The organism is Rhodothermales bacterium (assembly GCA_039944855.1).
GTDB lineage: Bacteria > Bacteroidota > Rhodothermia > Rhodothermales > JANQRZ01 > JBBSMX01.
This window is the reverse complement of record JBDUXZ010000037.1, coordinates 215042-230529: the sequence shown is the minus strand read 5'-3', so window position 1 is coordinate 230529 and position 15488 is coordinate 215042. Positions and strand designations below refer to the sequence as shown.

Annotated in this window: 8 protein-coding genes; all 8 read left to right on the top strand. The window is 67.6% G+C overall.

All coding sequences use genetic code 11. The features are described 5' to 3' along the window. Window positions 1-128 precede the first annotated feature (128 nt). The 8 genes from ABJF88_18815 to ABJF88_18780 all read left to right on the top strand — a co-directional run bounded on the left by ABJF88_18815 (window position 129) and on the right by ABJF88_18780 (window position 15456). Complete coding sequence (locus ABJF88_18815) at window positions 129-2558, top strand: acyl-CoA dehydrogenase (GenBank protein ID MEP0548993.1); 2430 nt, start codon at window positions 129-131, stop codon at window positions 2556-2558. A gap of 172 nt (window positions 2559-2730) precedes the next feature. After that, a complete protein-coding gene (locus ABJF88_18810; protein ID MEP0548992.1) occupies window positions 2731-4821 on the top strand; it encodes a VWA domain-containing protein in 2091 nt (696 codons plus the stop codon). A 115-nt stretch (window positions 4822-4936) separates the two neighbouring features. Then, the gene (locus ABJF88_18805) at window positions 4937-5797 is read left to right on the top strand and encodes an SDR family oxidoreductase (protein ID MEP0548991.1); all 861 of its coding nucleotides are present in this window, start codon (window positions 4937-4939) and stop codon (window positions 5795-5797) included. A gap of 225 nt (window positions 5798-6022) precedes the next feature. Continuing rightward, a complete protein-coding gene (locus ABJF88_18800) occupies window positions 6023-6403 on the top strand; it encodes a BlaI/MecI/CopY family transcriptional regulator (protein MEP0548990.1) in 381 nt (126 codons plus the stop codon). A gap of 1 nt (window position 6404) precedes the next feature. Further along, window positions 6405-9023, top strand: coding sequence for a M56 family metallopeptidase (locus ABJF88_18795; GenBank protein ID MEP0548989.1), 2619 nt, complete (start codon window positions 6405-6407; stop codon window positions 9021-9023). A 94-nt stretch (window positions 9024-9117) separates the two neighbouring features. Then, the gene (locus tag ABJF88_18790; protein MEP0548988.1) at window positions 9118-11832 is read left to right on the top strand and encodes a DUF5916 domain-containing protein; all 2715 of its coding nucleotides are present in this window, start codon (window positions 9118-9120) and stop codon (window positions 11830-11832) included. Between the two features lie 176 nt (window positions 11833-12008). Continuing rightward, entirely contained in the window at window positions 12009-14663 is a 2655-nt protein-coding gene (locus tag ABJF88_18785; protein MEP0548987.1) for a DUF5916 domain-containing protein, read from the top strand. A 94-nt stretch (window positions 14664-14757) separates the two neighbouring features. Then, the gene (locus ABJF88_18780) at window positions 14758-15456 is read left to right on the top strand and encodes a hypothetical protein (protein MEP0548986.1); all 699 of its coding nucleotides are present in this window, start codon (window positions 14758-14760) and stop codon (window positions 15454-15456) included. The last annotated feature ends 32 nt before the right edge of the window (window positions 15457-15488 follow it).

Here is a 15488-nt window from a genome sequence, read left to right as displayed (position 1 = left end):
GTTAACCTAGAGTCACCGAAGCGCTTCCGGCATCCCGACGGGTACCCGAGGCGTCTCTTTTAACGGAAGCGGTTAACGCTGTAAACCTCGCGACGCCGCTCGACCCTCGCTCATCAACTCCTATTCCCATGAAGCTCCGCACAGCCCTCCTCGGTGCCGGCGCCGCAGCCGCCCTCTTCGGCGTGCCGCCCATCCGCCGCAACACCCTCTCGAAAGGCGTCATGCAGGGGATGAAGGCGCTCGGCTTCCTCCCCCAGATTTCCGAGACGGAAAAGACCGCGATCGAGGCCGGTACGGTCTGGGTCGACGGCGACCTGTTCTCCGGCAAGCCCGACTTCAAGCGGCTCCTCCGCGAAGCCTACCCCGGCCTCACCACCAAAGAGCAGGCCTTCCTCGACGGCCCCGTCGAAGAGGTCTGCCGGATGACGAACGACTGGGAGGTCCAGCAGCGGAAGGACCTGCCCGACGAGGTATGGGCGTTCCTTCGTAAGGAGAAGTTCTTCGGCCTCATCATTCCCGAGCAGTACGGCGGGCTTGGCTTCAGCGCCTCCGCCAACTCCGCCGTCGTGGCGAAGCTGTCGGCGCGGAGCCAGGTGCTCGGCATCACCGTGATGGTGCCCAACTCGCTCGGCCCGGCCGAGCTGCTGATCCACTACGGGACGCAGGCGCAGAAGGACCACTACCTCCCGCGCCTCGCCGACGGCGAAGACCTCCCCGCCTTCGCGCTCACCGAGCCGCAGGCCGGCAGCGACGCGGGTGCGATCTCGTCGACCGGCACCGTCTTCCGCGGCGACGACGGCAAGCTCTACGTCCGTCTTAACTGGCGGAAGCGCTACATCACGCTCGCGGCCGTCGCCACCGTGCTCGGCCTCGCGTTCAAGCTCGAAGACCCCGAGAACCTCCTCGGCAAAGGCAAGCACCTCGGCATCACCTGCGCCCTCATCCCGACCGACACCGAGGGCGTCGAGCTCGGTAAGCGGCACGACCCGATGGGCGTCCCGTTCTACAACTGCCCCACCGAGGGGCACGATGTCGTCCTCTCGCTCGAAGACGCCGTGATTGGCGGGGCGGCTGGGGCCGGGATCGGCTGGCGGATGCTGATGGAGAGCCTCGCCGCCGGGCGCGGCATCTCGCTCCCCGCCTCCGCGACGGGCGGTGCGAAGCACGTTTACCGCGTGGCGAGCGCGCACGCCGCGGTCCGCAAGCAGTTCGGCCTCCCGATCGGGAAGTTCGAAGGGATCGAAGAGCCGCTCGCCCGCATCGGCGGGTTCACGTACATCATGGAAGCTGCGCGCCGCTACACGAACGGCGGGCTTGACAAAGGCGCCAAGCCGGCCGTCGTTACGGCGATCATGAAGTACAACACGACCGAGCTGTTCCGGAAGATCATCAACGACGGGATGGACATCCTCGGCGGGAACGCGATTTCGGAGGGCCCGCGTAACACGCTCGCGGCCGGCTACACCGGCGTTCCTGTGTCGATCACGGTCGAGGGTGCGAACATCCTGACGCGGACGCTGATGGTGTTCGGGCAGGGCGCGATCCGCTGCCACCCGTACGCGCTGAAAGAGATCGAAGCGCTCGAGAACGACGACCTCCACAGCTTCGACAGGGCGTTCTGGGGTCACATCGCGCACATCGGCCGCAATAAGGTCCGCGCGCTCTACCTCTCGCTCTCGCGCGGCTACCTCGCCGGCGCGCCCGTCAACGGACCGGCGGCGCACTACTACCGCAAGCTCTCGTGGACGAGCGCCTCGTTCGCTTTCCTCGCGGACATCGCAATGGGCTCGCTCGGCGGCGACCTCAAGCGGAAGGAGAAGGTCACGGGCCGCTTCGCCGACATCCTCTCGTGGATGTACCTCGGGAATGCCGTGCTCGCGCGCTTCGAGAACGAAGGCCGTCGGAAGGAAGACGAGTCGTTCATGCGCTGGTCGATGGAGTACGCGCTCTTGCAGATCCAGATCGCGTTCGACGGGCTCTATGAAAACCTCGACGTGCCGGTGCTCGGCTCGGTCCTGCGCGGCCCCGTCGCGCTCTGGAGCCGGAGCAACCCGCTCTCGACAGGCCCGAGCGATTCCCTCGGTCACAAGGTGGCGCAGGCCATGCAGGTGCCCGGCCCGCAGCGCGACCGCCACACCGCCGGCCTCTACGTCTCCGACGACCCGACCGACGCGCTCGGCCGGCTGGAGCACGCGCTCCGGCTCGTCCACACGGCGGAGCCCGCCGAGCGGAAGATCAAAGAGGCGATCAAGGCCCGGCAGCTCCCCCGCATCCGTGGGAAGGAGCTCGTGCAGATGGCTACCGAGAAGGGCATCATCACCCGCGACGAGGCCGAGACCCTCGCGCAGGCCGAAGCCGCTCGTCTCGATGCCATCCAGGTCGATTCGTTCACGCTGGAGGAGTACATGAAGAACGCCGTCATGACGCTCGAAGCGGCGTCGGGCGACGGCGCTCCGGCTGGCGACGGCGGGCCGCTTCCGCAGAGCAAAGGCCAGGCCTACGGCGCATCGGTCTTCCCGACCGAGCCCGAAGTCAAGCCGAAAGAGTCCAAGGCGTGATCGAGTAAGTGAGTAGAGGAGAGGAGGCCTTCACACTGTGGGGGCCTCCTCTTTTCGCTTAGGAGAGCAGTGGGAGGTTGCATAAGCGGTGTCAGGCGAATACTTTGTATCCGTTTGGTCCGGCCGGCTGTGACCGGGCCGCTTCGTACCAGCTATCGATCTGGAGGGTGTCATGAGACCGTTTCTGTTCGCCTGCTTCGCCTGCATCTGTTCGCTCGCTAGCTCGGTAGCGCTGGCCGATGGGGTCGGCGTGGTGGACGCTTCCGAGGGCGTCTTCCTCCGGCTGGAGCGGAGCGAGGTGAGCGCCGCCATCGAGAACCAGATCGCGCTCACGACGGCGACGCAGACGTTTCAGAACACGTTCGCCGATTCGGTGCGGTCGACCTACGTGTTCCCGCTGCCACAGGGCGCGAGCGCGACGTCGCTCCGGTGGCGCGTCAACGGGGTCTGGCGCGAGGCCGTCTTCACCGCTGCGCCTCCCGACACCACGCTTCCGGGGGGCGGGGGAGAGCCGGACCCGGGCCTCGAGGCCTACCTCGCCGAGAGCGAGCCGTTCTACTTCGCGATCCCGCAAGCCGTGCAGGCGGACTCGTCCCTCGTCGTGGAGATCAGCTACGTCCAGCTCCTGCCCTATTCCTTTGGCGACGTGGAGTACCGATACCCTCACGATTACCGCTCCATTCAAACGGCTCCGCTGGATGCGCAACGGCTGGAGTTGACGCTGACGTCCTCGCGCATGATCGACGCGATCAATTTTATTAGCCACTCCGGAGCCACCGTGCTGAACGATGGGGCGACGGCCTCCGTCGTGTGGGAATCCTTTGAGACGGTAGCGAACGCGGATTACCGCATGCGCTACACGCTCAACCCGGACGAACTCGGACTCTTCGGTTTCAGCACGTTCCTCGCCGACAGCACGGTCGCGGACGACGGCAATCGGGGCTTCCTTGTGTTCGTGGTGGAGCCCGATGCGAGTGACGTCACCGAGTCCATCGATAAGGTCTTCACGCTCATTGTGGACCGCTCGGGGAGTATGAGAGGTGACAAGATCGTGCAGGCCCGGAACGCAGCGAACTTCATCGTGAACAACCTCGACGAAGGCGACCGCTTCAACATCGTGGACTTCGCCTCCAACGTCAGCAGCTTCAGGCCTGAGCACGTCGAGTACACCGCAGAGAATCGGGATGCTGCGCTCGCGTACATCAGCGGGTTCCAAGCCGACGGGAGCACGAATATCTCGGGCGCGTTCGGCGTCGCGGTGCCGCAGTTCTCGGCTGCGAGCGAGGAGACGGCGAACCTCATCGTCTTCTTTACCGATGGCGAAGCCACGGCGGGTATCACGCAGACCGAACCGTTGGCTGCGTACGTCCGCGACCTCATTCTGGACACGGAGACGGGCGTAATCGTCTTCACGTTCGGGATCGGGGAATCGGTGAACCGTCAGCTCCTGACGTTGCTGGCGAGCGAGAACGACGGGTTCGCCCAGTTCCTCGGGGAGGACGAACTCGAATCCGTGATTACCGATTTCTACCTGCAGATCCGTAACCCCGTCCTGCTCGACACCGAGATCGCTTTCGCCCCGGCGGTGGTATCCGACGTCCACCCCGATCCGCCGCCGAGCCTCTTCAAAGGACAGCAGATGATCGTCTCTGGCCGGTACGACGAAGCGGTGCCCGTCACGATTACGTTGAGCGGCCAGGCGTTCGGACAGCCCGTGTCGTATGCCTACGATCTCGGTCTCGCGGACTCCAGCGCGACGCGGTATCAGTTCCTGCCCAAGGTGTGGGCCAAGCTGAAGATCGAAGACCTGCTCGTGCTCTATTACAGCCTGCCCGAAGGGTCACCGGAGGCCGAAGAGGTGCGCGACGAAATCGTCGCGATCAGCCTCGCATGGGGCGTGACGAGTCCGTTCACCTCGCTCTCGGATGGGGGAGAGAATCCGGTAGACGCCGAAGAGGAAGAGGCGGCCGTTCCTACTTCCGTCGAACTCCTCGGAGCCTACCCCAACCCCTTCGTGGAGCGAACGCATATCTCGTTTAGAACCAGCGCTGACGTCGCTCCCCAAGTGGCGGTGGTGAAGATCTACAACGTGCTGGGCCAACTCGTGCGCGTGCTGGCCATCGAAGTGCAGGGGGAAGGAGCGTACGAGGTGATCTGGGATGGTCGCATGGATAGCGGGGCGCGCGCCGCCGCGGGGACGTACATCTACGTCGTCAGCCTCGAGGACGCGGTGCTTTCGGGTAAGCTGACGCTGCTCCAGTGACCGCGTGAGGTTGGGGGAGCGCCAAGCGAGGGACAGGCTGCGAAGTCTGTCCCTCGCCCGTTGTGCCGGCCGTACTTTTCAGGCCCCTAACCTCACCCTATCTCCCCTTCCTGCTATGGCATCGATCTACCGCGACGACCTCTTATCTGGCGAGCACCTCGTCGTCACCGGCGGCGGCACCGGGCTCGGCCGCGAAATGGCGATGCGGTGCGCGTCGCTCGGCGCCCGCGTTACGATCTGCGGTCGCCGCACCGAACCGCTCGACGAGACCGTCGCCGACATCCGCGAAGCGGGCGGCGAGGCGGAGGGCATCTCGTGCAACATCCGCGAGCACGACAGCGTCGTCGAGTTCTTCGAAGCGGCCGAGGAGCGGCAGGGGCCCGTCACGATGCTGCTCAACAACGCCGCCGCCAACTTCCTCTCGGCTTCCGCCGACATCAGCCCGAACGGGTTCGACGCCATCGTCAAGACGAACCTCTACGGCTCGTTCTACTGCACGCAATGGTGCGGGCAGCGGTGGATCGAGCGCGGCACGGCAGGCGTCGTCCTCTCGATCGCGACGACGTACGCCGAGACCGGCAGCGCGTTCGTCCTCCCGAGCGCCGTCTCGAAGGCCGGCATCGTGGCGATGACGAAGTCGCTCGCGGCGGAGTGGGGGACGTACGGCATCCGCCTCAACTGCATCGCCCCCGGCCCTTTCCCGACGGAGGGCGCGTGGAGCCGGCTCGTCCCCGACGAGGAGATGGCGAACAACATGAAGAAGCGCGTTCCGCTCCGGCGTTTCGGCGAACCCGACGAACTCTCCGACCTCGCGGTCTTCCTCCTCTCCGACGGCTCGACCTACCTCACCGGGCAGTCGATCGCGCTCGACGGAGGCGAAATCCTCGCGTCGGGCGGGCAGTTCAACGACTTCATCAAGATGCCGCGTGAAGGCGTGCTCCAGGTCTTCGAGATGATGAAGGGAGCCAGGAAGTAGGCTGAGACACGATAGCGCGCTTCGCGGGCGGTGCTGCACGAGCGGCGCCGCCCGCTTCGTTTTGGGGCGGCGATTCGGTCCGATGAGGTAGGTGCTAAAAAAATAGCATGACGTATTGACGGCGCGCGTGGGAGCCACTACTTTGTGAGTGGTAAAAAATTAGCACGGCGTGTAACACTCCGCTCGCTGCCCCCGTAGCGCCTTCTAACTCGCTCTTCCATCTCTATGCCTCCTCCCACGCTCAGCCGCCGCGAGCGGCAAATCATGGACATCGTCTACCAACTTGGCGAGGCCACGGCCGCCGAGGTGATGGACGGGATGCCCAACCCGCCGAGCTATTCGGCTGTCCGGGCGATGCTGCGCATCCTCGAAGAGAAGGGGCACCTCACGCACACGAAGGACGGGCCGCGCTACGTCTACCAGCCCACCGTCGCACCGGAGAAGGCGCGAAAGACCGCGCTCCGCCACGTCGTCCGGACGTTCTTCGACGGCTCCGCCGAGCAGGCCGTCGCGGCGCTGCTAGACACGGAGGGTCGTGATTTTTCCGACGACGAACTAAACCGCCTCGCCACGCTCATCGAGCACGCACGCAGAGAGGGCCGCTAGCATGAACCTGTTTACCGATCTCAGCCTCGCCGACGGAGCCGCGCTGCTCCTGGCCGTCGCCGCCAAAGGCACGCTCGTTTTTCTCCTCGCCTTCCTCGCCGTCGCGATGCTGCGCCGGGTTTCGGCGGCGACGCGGCACGCCGTCTGGGCGTTCGCGTTCGGAACGGCGCTGATGCTCCCGCTACTCTTCGCCGTGGTCCCCGGCTGGCACGTCCCCGTGCTTCCAGCCCAGAGCCTGCCGGCTGCGGCATTCCCGGCTCCTCCCGTGGCGCCCGCTCCACCTGCCGCTCCGATGCCTCGGATGGCTCCGGCGCCCGCCGTCGCACCCCGCGCCCCCAAGGCCCCCCGTGCAGCCGTAGCTCCGCCGGTGGTCCGGCTCGAGCGCGACGTGAAGACGCGAGTGCTCTCTGGTGACACGCGGGCGTTTGTCATCGAGCACCGCGCCGCCGCACCCGCTGCCGTTTCGCCGATGCCGTGGAGCAGCACGTCGATGCCGGGTCCGATGCGAGACTGGAAAACGTGGCTCGTGCTCGTCTGGGGAGCGGGCGCGTTTCTGATTGCCGCTCGCTGGTTTCTCGCCGTGCTCGGCGCGTGGCGGCTGGTGCAACAGGCCGAGCCCGTGTACGACCTCGACTGGCTGGACCTCAAAGAGCGCGTTGCCTTCGGGATGGAGCTGCACCGGCCCGTTCGGTTGCTCCGCAGCGACCGACTCACGATCCCCATAGCCGGCGGCGTGTTCGACCCCGTCGTCGTGCTGCCGTACGACGCCGACGACTGGGACGAGGACCGGCGGGAAGTCGTGCTCACGCACGAGCTGGCCCACATCGTCCGCCGCGACTGCCTGACGCAGAGCGTTGCGCAGGGGAGCCTCGCGCTGCACTGGTTCAACCCCCTCGCGTGGCTCGCCTACCGGCGCTTCATGGTCGAGCGGGAGCATGCGTGCGATGACTTCGTGCTGAACCACGGCGCGCGGGCGTCGGACTACGCGCAGCACCTCGTCCAGATCGCACGCCGCTTCCGCCGCGAGCCGCTCGCGCTCGCTGCGACGGCCCCTATGGCGCGGCGTTCCAACCTCGAAGGCCGCGTCCTATCGATCCTCGATCCCGCGCAGAACCGGGGCGCCGCGACGCGCACCGATCTGGCGACGGTCGGCGTGCTGGCGCTGGCACTTGCGGCACCGCTCGCCGCGTTCCAGCCGGTGGAGAGCCAGCCGGAAACGCCGAAGGTGTGGGAATCGTCCGTAGCGAAGCCCTCGCCTCCGCAGCCTGCGATCGTATCGGGTTACGCCTTCCGTTCGAGCGACGATACGTTCCTCTGGGAAGGGCGCGTCGGTCGTGGCGGATTCATCGAGGTCCACGGCGTGAACGGGTCGATCCGTGCCCGGACCGGCTCGGGCGACCGCGTGAAGGTCGAGGCGGAGAAGAAGTCGCGGCGGGGGATGGAGGACGAGGTGGAGATCGTCGTTAACGAGTTTGCCAACGGCGTCGTGGTCTGTGCCGTCTACCCGGGGCAGCGGGCCGAGTGCGAGCCGGGGCAGGGCGCGCGCGGGAATGTGCGCGACAACGACGTGCAGGTGACGTTCGACATCGTACTCCCGGAGGACGTGCGCTTCGTCGGGCGGACCGTCAACGGAAGCGTCAAGACGGACGATCTCGGCGGCGACGTGGAAGCCCGTACCGTCAACGGGAGCATCGAGACGGCCTCGCGGCGCGGCGACGTGACGGCGAGCACGGTCAACGGCAGTATCACGGCTGAGGCCGCCGGTCTCGTCCGCGCGAACACGACGAACGGGAGCATCAGGGCCCGGCTCGGCCGCGCGGAGTGGGACGGCGAAATGACGTTCGAAACGACGAACGGCAGCATCGTCCTCGACTTGCCCGCCTCGCTGGACGCGAACGTCCGGGCACGAGCGCAGACCGGGAGCATCCACTCCGACTTCCCGCTGAACATCCAGCGAACCGGGCACGTGGGTAGCCAGGCCGAAGGCCGGATCGGGTCCGGCGGACGTCAACTCGACCTTCGAGTGTTGAACGGGAGCATCAAGCTCCGCCGCACGTCGGGTGCCTTCGGAACCGTCATCGACCGGAAGGCCACGCGCGATGCGGAACGTGAGGTCGAGCGCGAAGCGAGGCGAAACATCCGTGTCGAGGAACCCGACTTCGCCGCCATCGAACGGGCGCTCGAAGGCATCGGGCCGATCATGGAGCAGGCGATGGCCGAAGCCGGACGCGCGATGGCCGCGATCGACTTCGAAGGCGAGATCGCGCTTGCGATGGACGAGGTCGACTGGCAGAGCATCCAAGCAGAGGTCGACCAGGCGCTCGCCGAGGCTACGGTAGAGATGGAGGCTGCCCACATCGAAGCATGGTCGGAGGCGGAAGCCGATCTCGACGAAGCGTTGGAAGACCTCCGCAGCGACCTCGACGAAGTGAACGCGGAACTCGACGACGTGGAGCAGGACTCCTCCGATTGGACGGAATCCGAGCGTCGTGCCCTCCGCTCCGACCTCCGCGCTGCTCGCGCCGCACTCCAGAACGTCGAGCGCGAACTGGAGCGCGTGCGTTGCGAGGCCCGCGCTCAGCGCGACGGCAACGACGCGCGTTGCCGAGAGCAGCGGTAGCGGCAGCACGCGGTCCTATCCACCCTTTTCACCCTTTATCGACCCCTGCTGGGTGAGCTATGCCCTGGCAGCACCGTCCCAAACGGCTACCCCCATGCGCGCCCCCGTGTGTTTCCTCCTCTCGCTCCTGCTGACCTCCGCCGTGGCCGCGGCCCCCGACGGGGATGACGATGAGAAACGGCGCAACCCCGAGGTCCGCGCCGTCCGCATCGCGGCGATCGCTCGGCCGGTGCTGGACGGAAAGCTGGACGACGCGGCGTGGGCGACGGCCGAGATGGCGACGGGCTTCACACAGATGCGGCCCGATCCGGGCGCGGCCTCCACGCAGCGCACGGAGTCCTACGTGCTCTACGACGACGACGCGCTCTACGTCGGCTTCCGCTGTCACGACGACGCGCCGGAGCAGATCGTGCGCCGCCTCGCGCGCCGCGACGACTGGAACGTCAGCGACAAAGTGCTCGTCAGCATCGACTCGTACGGCGACGGGCGCACGGCCTTTGCGTTCGGCGTAAACGCCGCCGGCGTGAAGTACGACTTCCTCATCTACAACGATTCGGACGAGGACAACAGCTGGGATGCCGTCTGGGACGTCGCCGTGGCGTCGGACGTGGATGGGTGGACGGCCGAGTTCCGCATCCCGCTCTCCCAACTCCGCTTCCAGACGGGCGACGGGCCGCAGCAGTGGGGGATCGAGTTCCAGCGCGACATCGCGCGGAACGACGAGAAGTCGTTCTGGGCCCCGCTGCTGCCCGACGTCGACGGCTACGTCTCGCGCTTCGGCACGCTCGGGGGGCTCGAAGGGCTCGCCTCGCCGCGTCGGCTGGAGGTGCAGCCCTACGTCGCAACCCGGCTCACGCGCGAGCCGGGCGACGGCGACGACCCGTTCTACCGCGAGAACGCCGTCATCGGGAGCGCCGGGGCCGACCTGAAGTACGGCATCACGTCGAACCTCACGCTCTCCGCGACGATCAACCCAGACTTCGGCCAAGTCGAGGCCGACCCCGCCGTCGTCAACCTCTCGGCGTTCGAGGTCTTCTTCGAGGAGCGGCGCCCGTTCTTCGTCGAGGGCGTGGACGTGTTCGAGTTCGGGCGGACGCGGGGCTACACGGCGAGCTACCGCCCGACGTTTTTCTACTCCCGGCGGATCGGGCGGCGGCCCCAGCGCGGGCTCAGCGGCGACGAGTACGTGTACGTCGACGCGCCGGATCAGACAACGATCGCGACGGCGGCGAAGCTCAGCGGGAAGGTGGGGAACTGGTCCGTCGGCGTGCTCAATGCCGTGACCCTCGAGGAGCAGGCGCGCTACATCGACCCGAGCGGGGACGAGCTACGTTCGCCCGTCGAGCCCCTCACGAACTACGCCGTCGGACGCGTCAAGCGCGATTTCCGCGGCGGCAACTCCGTCGTCGGCGGGCTCTTCACGGCGACGAACCGGAGCATGAGCGAGGCGGCGTTCGAGGGCATCACGCCGGGCGAGGCCTACGTCGGCGGGCTCGACTTCGAGCACGCGTGGGGGAACCGGAGCTGGGCCGTGAGCGGCGTCGTCGCCGGGAGCTACGTCGCGGGCTCGATCGAGGTGATCGATGACCTGCAGCGCGCGCCGCAGCGCTACCTCCAGCGGCCCGACGCCGGCCACCTCGCGCTCGACCCCGGCGCGACGAGCCTGAGCGGGACGTACGGCGAGTTCTCCGTCGCCAAGACCGGCGGCAAGCTCATCGGCTCGGTCACGACGAACCTCGTCAGCGCGGGCTTCGACGTCAACGACCTCGGCTTCCAGTTCCGGTCCGACGCCTACGCACTCTCCGGCATCGTGATCTACAACGAGAACGAGCCCGGTGTGGACTGGCTGCGGCGGTGGGGCGGCAACGTGAACTGGAACGTGTCGATGAACGGCGACGGGCAGGTGATCAACCGCGGCATCAACTTCAACTCGAACGTCCAACTGAGCAACCTGTGGGGCGGCGGGCTCTACGTCGGCGGCGTGCCTGCCGCGGTGTACAACGACCGGCTCACGCGCGGCGGGCCGGCGGCGCGGCGGCCGGCGGACATCGGCGTCAACCCGTGGATCTACAGCGATCCGCGGAAGGCGGTCTCTGGCGAGGCATATGCCTTCCTCCGCACCGAGTTCGTCGACAACCCCGAATACGACGTCGAGTTCGGGACGGACATCACGGTTCGGCCGAACTCGTCACTCGAACTCACCATCAGCCCCGACTTCAGCCGTCAGTTCGACACCGACCAGTACCTCACGAGCGTCGAGAGCGACGCGGCGGCGGCGACGTTCGGCACGCGCTACGTGTTCGGCGACATCGAGCAGACATCGTTCTCCGTGGGCCTGCGGGCGAACTGGACGTTCACGCCGGAGCTCTCGCTCCAGCTCTACGCGCGCCCCTTCGTCACCGCCGGCCGGTACTCCGGCTACAAGGAGTTCGCCGCGCCTGGCACGTACGACTTCGACGTGTACGGCGTGGACCGGGGGAGCGTGGCGCCCGGCCGCATCGACGAGGTGGACGGCGCGGACGTCTTCGTCCCGGACGCCGACGGCGACGCCTTCCAAGTCCAGCCCGGCGACGGCGGCGAGGCGTTCACGCTCGATGACCCCGACTTCAACTTCCGCTCGCTCCGTGGCAGCGCCGTCGTACGCTGGGAGTACCGCCCCGGCTCGGCGCTGTTCTTCGTGTGGCAGCAGCAGCGCGACGGGTTCGAGAACTTCGGGGACTTCCGGTTCGGCCGCGACTTCGGCGCCATCTTCCGCGAGGACGTGCAGAACATCTTCCTCATCAAAGCGACGTACTGGCTTGGCACGTGACAGCGCGGCTCGGCCGAGGGGATCGAGGGCTTTAGAAGCCGGCGGTGACACGCCCGGCACGGGGGGTGCGGCACCATCGGGGAAGTGGTTGCGTCGGCGGGATATGTGCGCTATCATCGGGGCGATTATTTCGCTCAGGCGCTTGCGGGGCGCCGGGCTCATCGAACCGACCGATAATGATAGGTGCACGTAAGGTTCTCGCCGGCGTCGCCGGGCTCTGCCTGCTGGCGTCTACCGCCGCCGCGCAGACCGCCTCCCTCGCGTCGGTTTCGCTCGGTGCGGACACCACGCAGACGGGGGAGACGCGCCTCGTGCTCGGCGCCGTCCGCCTCGCGCCGGGTCAGCGGCCGGACATCGACGGGCGGCTCGACGAGGCCGTGTGGGACGCCGCGCCGGTGGCGACGGATTTCGTCCAACTCGAACCCGAAGTCGGCGAGCCGGCGAGTGAGCGCACCGAAGTCCGCGTGCTCTACGACGACGCGGCGCTCTACGTCGGCTTCCTCAACTTCGTCCGCGATCCCTCGACGATGATCGCCCGGCTCGGCCGCCGCGACCAGTCCATCGTGAGCGACCGCGCCCTCGTCAGCATCGACAGCTACGACGACGAGCGGACGGCGTTCGAGTTCGCCGTGACGGCGGCCGGGGTGAAGCAGGACATCCTCGTCTACAACGACACGTTCGACGACTGGAACTGGGACGCCGTATGGGAGGCCGAGACGCACCGCTCGGGCGAGGGGTGGACGGCCGAGTTCCGCATCCCGCTCTCCCAACTCCGTTTCCGCACGGTCGAGGGCGCGCAGGCGTGGGGCATCCAGTTCCAGCGCTCGATCCCGTCGAACGGCGAGGAGGCGTTCTGGGCACCGATCCGGCCGGACGAGGACCGCTACGTCTCGCGCTTCGGCCGGCTCGTCGGGCTCGAAGGGCTCCGTGCGCCGAACGGGCTCGAGATCCAGCCTTACGTCGCGACGCGGCTCACGCGCGAGCCGGGCGACGGGGCCGACCCGTTCTACAGCGAGAACGCCGTCATCGGCTCCGCCGGCGCCGACGTGAAGTACGGCATCACATCGAACCTCACGCTGACGGCGACGATCAACCCCGACTTCGGGCAGGTCGAGTCCGACCCCGCCGAGGTCAACCTTACGGCGTTCGAAACGTTCTTCGAGGAGCGCCGGCCGTTCTTTCTCGAAGGCACCGACATCTTCGGATTCGGCCGGACGCGGACCTACCGCACGCGCCACACCCCGACGTTCTTCTACTCCCGCCGGATCGGGCGGCAGCCGACCGCGTTCGGCGCGGTCTACCGCGACCTCGAGGTCGAGTTCTCCGACACGCCGGACCAGACGACGATCGCCTCGGCGGTGAAGCTCAGCGGGAAGGTCGGCGACTGGTCGATCGGCCTGCTCGACGCGGTCACGACGGAGGAGTTCGGGGAGTACCTCGGACCGGACGGGACGCGCGAGCGGCTCGCCGTCGAGCCGTGGGCGAACTACGCGGCGGGCCGGCTCAAGCGGGACTTCCGCGACGGGCAGACTGTCGTCGGCGCCCTTGTTACGGGCGTCAACCGGGACGGGAGCAACGAGGCGTTCGACCCGCTCCTCAACCGCAGCGCCTACGTCGGCGGCCTCGACTTCGAGCACGCCTGGGCTGACCGGCGGTGGACCGTCAGCGGCGTCGGCTCGCTCAGCCGCGTCACGGGCGAGCCCGGCCGCATCCTCCGCCTCCAGCGGACGAGCGCCCGCTACTACCAGCGCCCCGACGCCGACTACCTCGACCTCGACGCGGAGGCGACGAGCCTCGACGGCTACTTCGCCGAGGTGTCGCTCGCGCGGACCTCGGGCGCGAACTGGACGGGCTCGGTGACGGGCTCCCTCATCAGCCCCGGCTTCGAGGTCAACGACCTCGGCTTCCTCACGCGGGCCGACGCCCGCACGCTCACCACGCAGCTCAACTACCGCGAGACGCAGCCCGCGCCGGACTGGCTCCGGTTCTATCAGATCTACGGCTTCACGATCCAGAGCTGGAACCACGGCGGCCAGCTCTTCGACTCGTTCTTCGCGCTCCACCTGCAGCCGCAGTTCAGCAACCTGTGGGGCTTCAACCTGCGTGGCTTCCTCCAGCCCGAGACCTTCGACGACCGGCTCACGCGCGGCGGCCCCGTCGCCCGGACTCCGACGACGTACAACGTCGTCTTCCAGCCGTTCTCCGACCGGCGGCAGCCCGTCTTCGGCGACGCCACGTTCCTCGGCCGGTGGGACGAGTCGGGCCGGATCGAGCGGACACTCGAGGTGGGGCTGACGGGGCGGCTGAGCCCGTCCGTCGAGGTGCGGCTCGCGCCGTCGTTCTCGTACGAGTTCCGGACGGGGCAGTACGCCGGCGCGTTCGACGACGAGGCGGCGGCGGCCACGTTCGGGCGGCGCTACGTGTTCTCTGACCTCGACCTCACCGTCCTCGCGCTCGAAACGCGGCTGAACTGGACGTTCACCCCCGATCTCACGTTCCAGTTCTACGCCCGCCCCTTCATCGCCGCTGGCGCATACGAGAACTTCAAGACGCTCCGGGCAGCGGGCACCTTCGCCTTCGATCCGGTGCCGGAGGGGGAGGAGGTCTACGTGCCGGAGAACTTCGACTTCAACGAGTTCGCCGTGCAGGGGAATGCCGTGCTGCGGTGGGAGTACCGGCCGGGCTCGGCGCTGTTCTTCGTGTGGCAGCAGGAGCGCTACGGGTTCACGTTCGACGGCGACTTCGACCTCGGGCGGGGCATCGACGGGATCATCGACGGCGACGTGTACAACGTCTTCCTCGTCAAAGCGTCGTTCTGGCTCGGGCTGTAGGGCACGTGCTTCGGCCCCGCGCGGCGGTGGCTTGGTATTTGCAAAGGTTGCGTGAAGGAGTGTACCATCCCTCGCTCACCAGCCTTCGATCCCGATGCCCGCTCTCGACCTCGCCTTTTTTACCGGCGCGCGCGACGAAGAAGCCAGCCGCTACCACGTCCTCCACGGGTTGCAGCAGGTGCGCCGCGCCTTCGGCAGCAACCACGTCTATCCCCACCTCGCCGACCTGATCCACCTCCGGTCGGCGCTGCGCGAGATCGGCGAGCGGTCGGAGGGGTTGCGCGAGCGGGGGCCGCTCACGGAGATCGACCTGGAGGAGGGCGTGTTGCGCTACGCGGACGGCGAGCCGCCGCTGTTGTTCGAGGCGCTCATCGCGTGGGCGCTGCCGCTCGTCGAGGCCGCCATCGAAGAGGGGCGGGCGATCTACGACTTCGTGGACGAGCATACGGCCGTCGAGGCCGTCGGGATCGTGCCGGCGTACCAGGACGAGGGCTACCTCCTCGTGCCCGACGGAGCCGTCCTCCGCGTCGTCCGCTACGCCGTCTCTATCTTCACGAGCCACGACGAGCGCTTCCGCAGCCTCCGCACGGCCGCCGTGGACGAGGTCCCGATGGACGCGCCGGTACACGCGCTAAAGCAACTCCTCGTCGCGCACCACCCCGACCTGCCGAACCCCGCGACGTACCGCGTGGCGACGGAGCTACAGTTCCCGGTCGAGGAGACCGTGCTGCCGGTGGCGAAGCGGAAGCTGCTCCAGTACCTCGCCGTGGGCGGTGCGCCGGGCCGGGCCTGATCCTGGAGGGCACGGGGGAAGGGATTGCTTCC

Excerpts from the sequence above, each read along its gene's own strand:
- ABJF88_18800 (MEP0548990.1), top strand. The coding sequence starts at position 6,023 with ATGCCTCCTCCCACGCTCAGCCGCCGCGAGCGGCAAATCATGGACATC.
- ABJF88_18790 (MEP0548988.1), top strand. The coding sequence starts at position 9,118 with ATGCGCGCCCCCGTGTGTTTCCTCCTCTCGCTCCTGCTGACCTCCGCC.
- ABJF88_18815 (MEP0548993.1), top strand. The coding sequence starts at position 129 with ATGAAGCTCCGCACAGCCCTCCTCGGTGCCGGCGCCGCAGCCGCCCTC.
- ABJF88_18805 (MEP0548991.1), top strand. The coding sequence starts at position 4,937 with ATGGCATCGATCTACCGCGACGACCTCTTATCTGGCGAGCACCTCGTC.
- ABJF88_18795 (MEP0548989.1), top strand. The coding sequence starts at position 6,405 with ATGAACCTGTTTACCGATCTCAGCCTCGCCGACGGAGCCGCGCTGCTC.
- ABJF88_18780 (MEP0548986.1), top strand. The coding sequence starts at position 14,758 with ATGCCCGCTCTCGACCTCGCCTTTTTTACCGGCGCGCGCGACGAAGAA.
- ABJF88_18810 (MEP0548992.1), top strand. The coding sequence starts at position 2,731 with ATGAGACCGTTTCTGTTCGCCTGCTTCGCCTGCATCTGTTCGCTCGCT.
- ABJF88_18785 (MEP0548987.1), top strand. The coding sequence starts at position 12,009 with ATGATAGGTGCACGTAAGGTTCTCGCCGGCGTCGCCGGGCTCTGCCTG.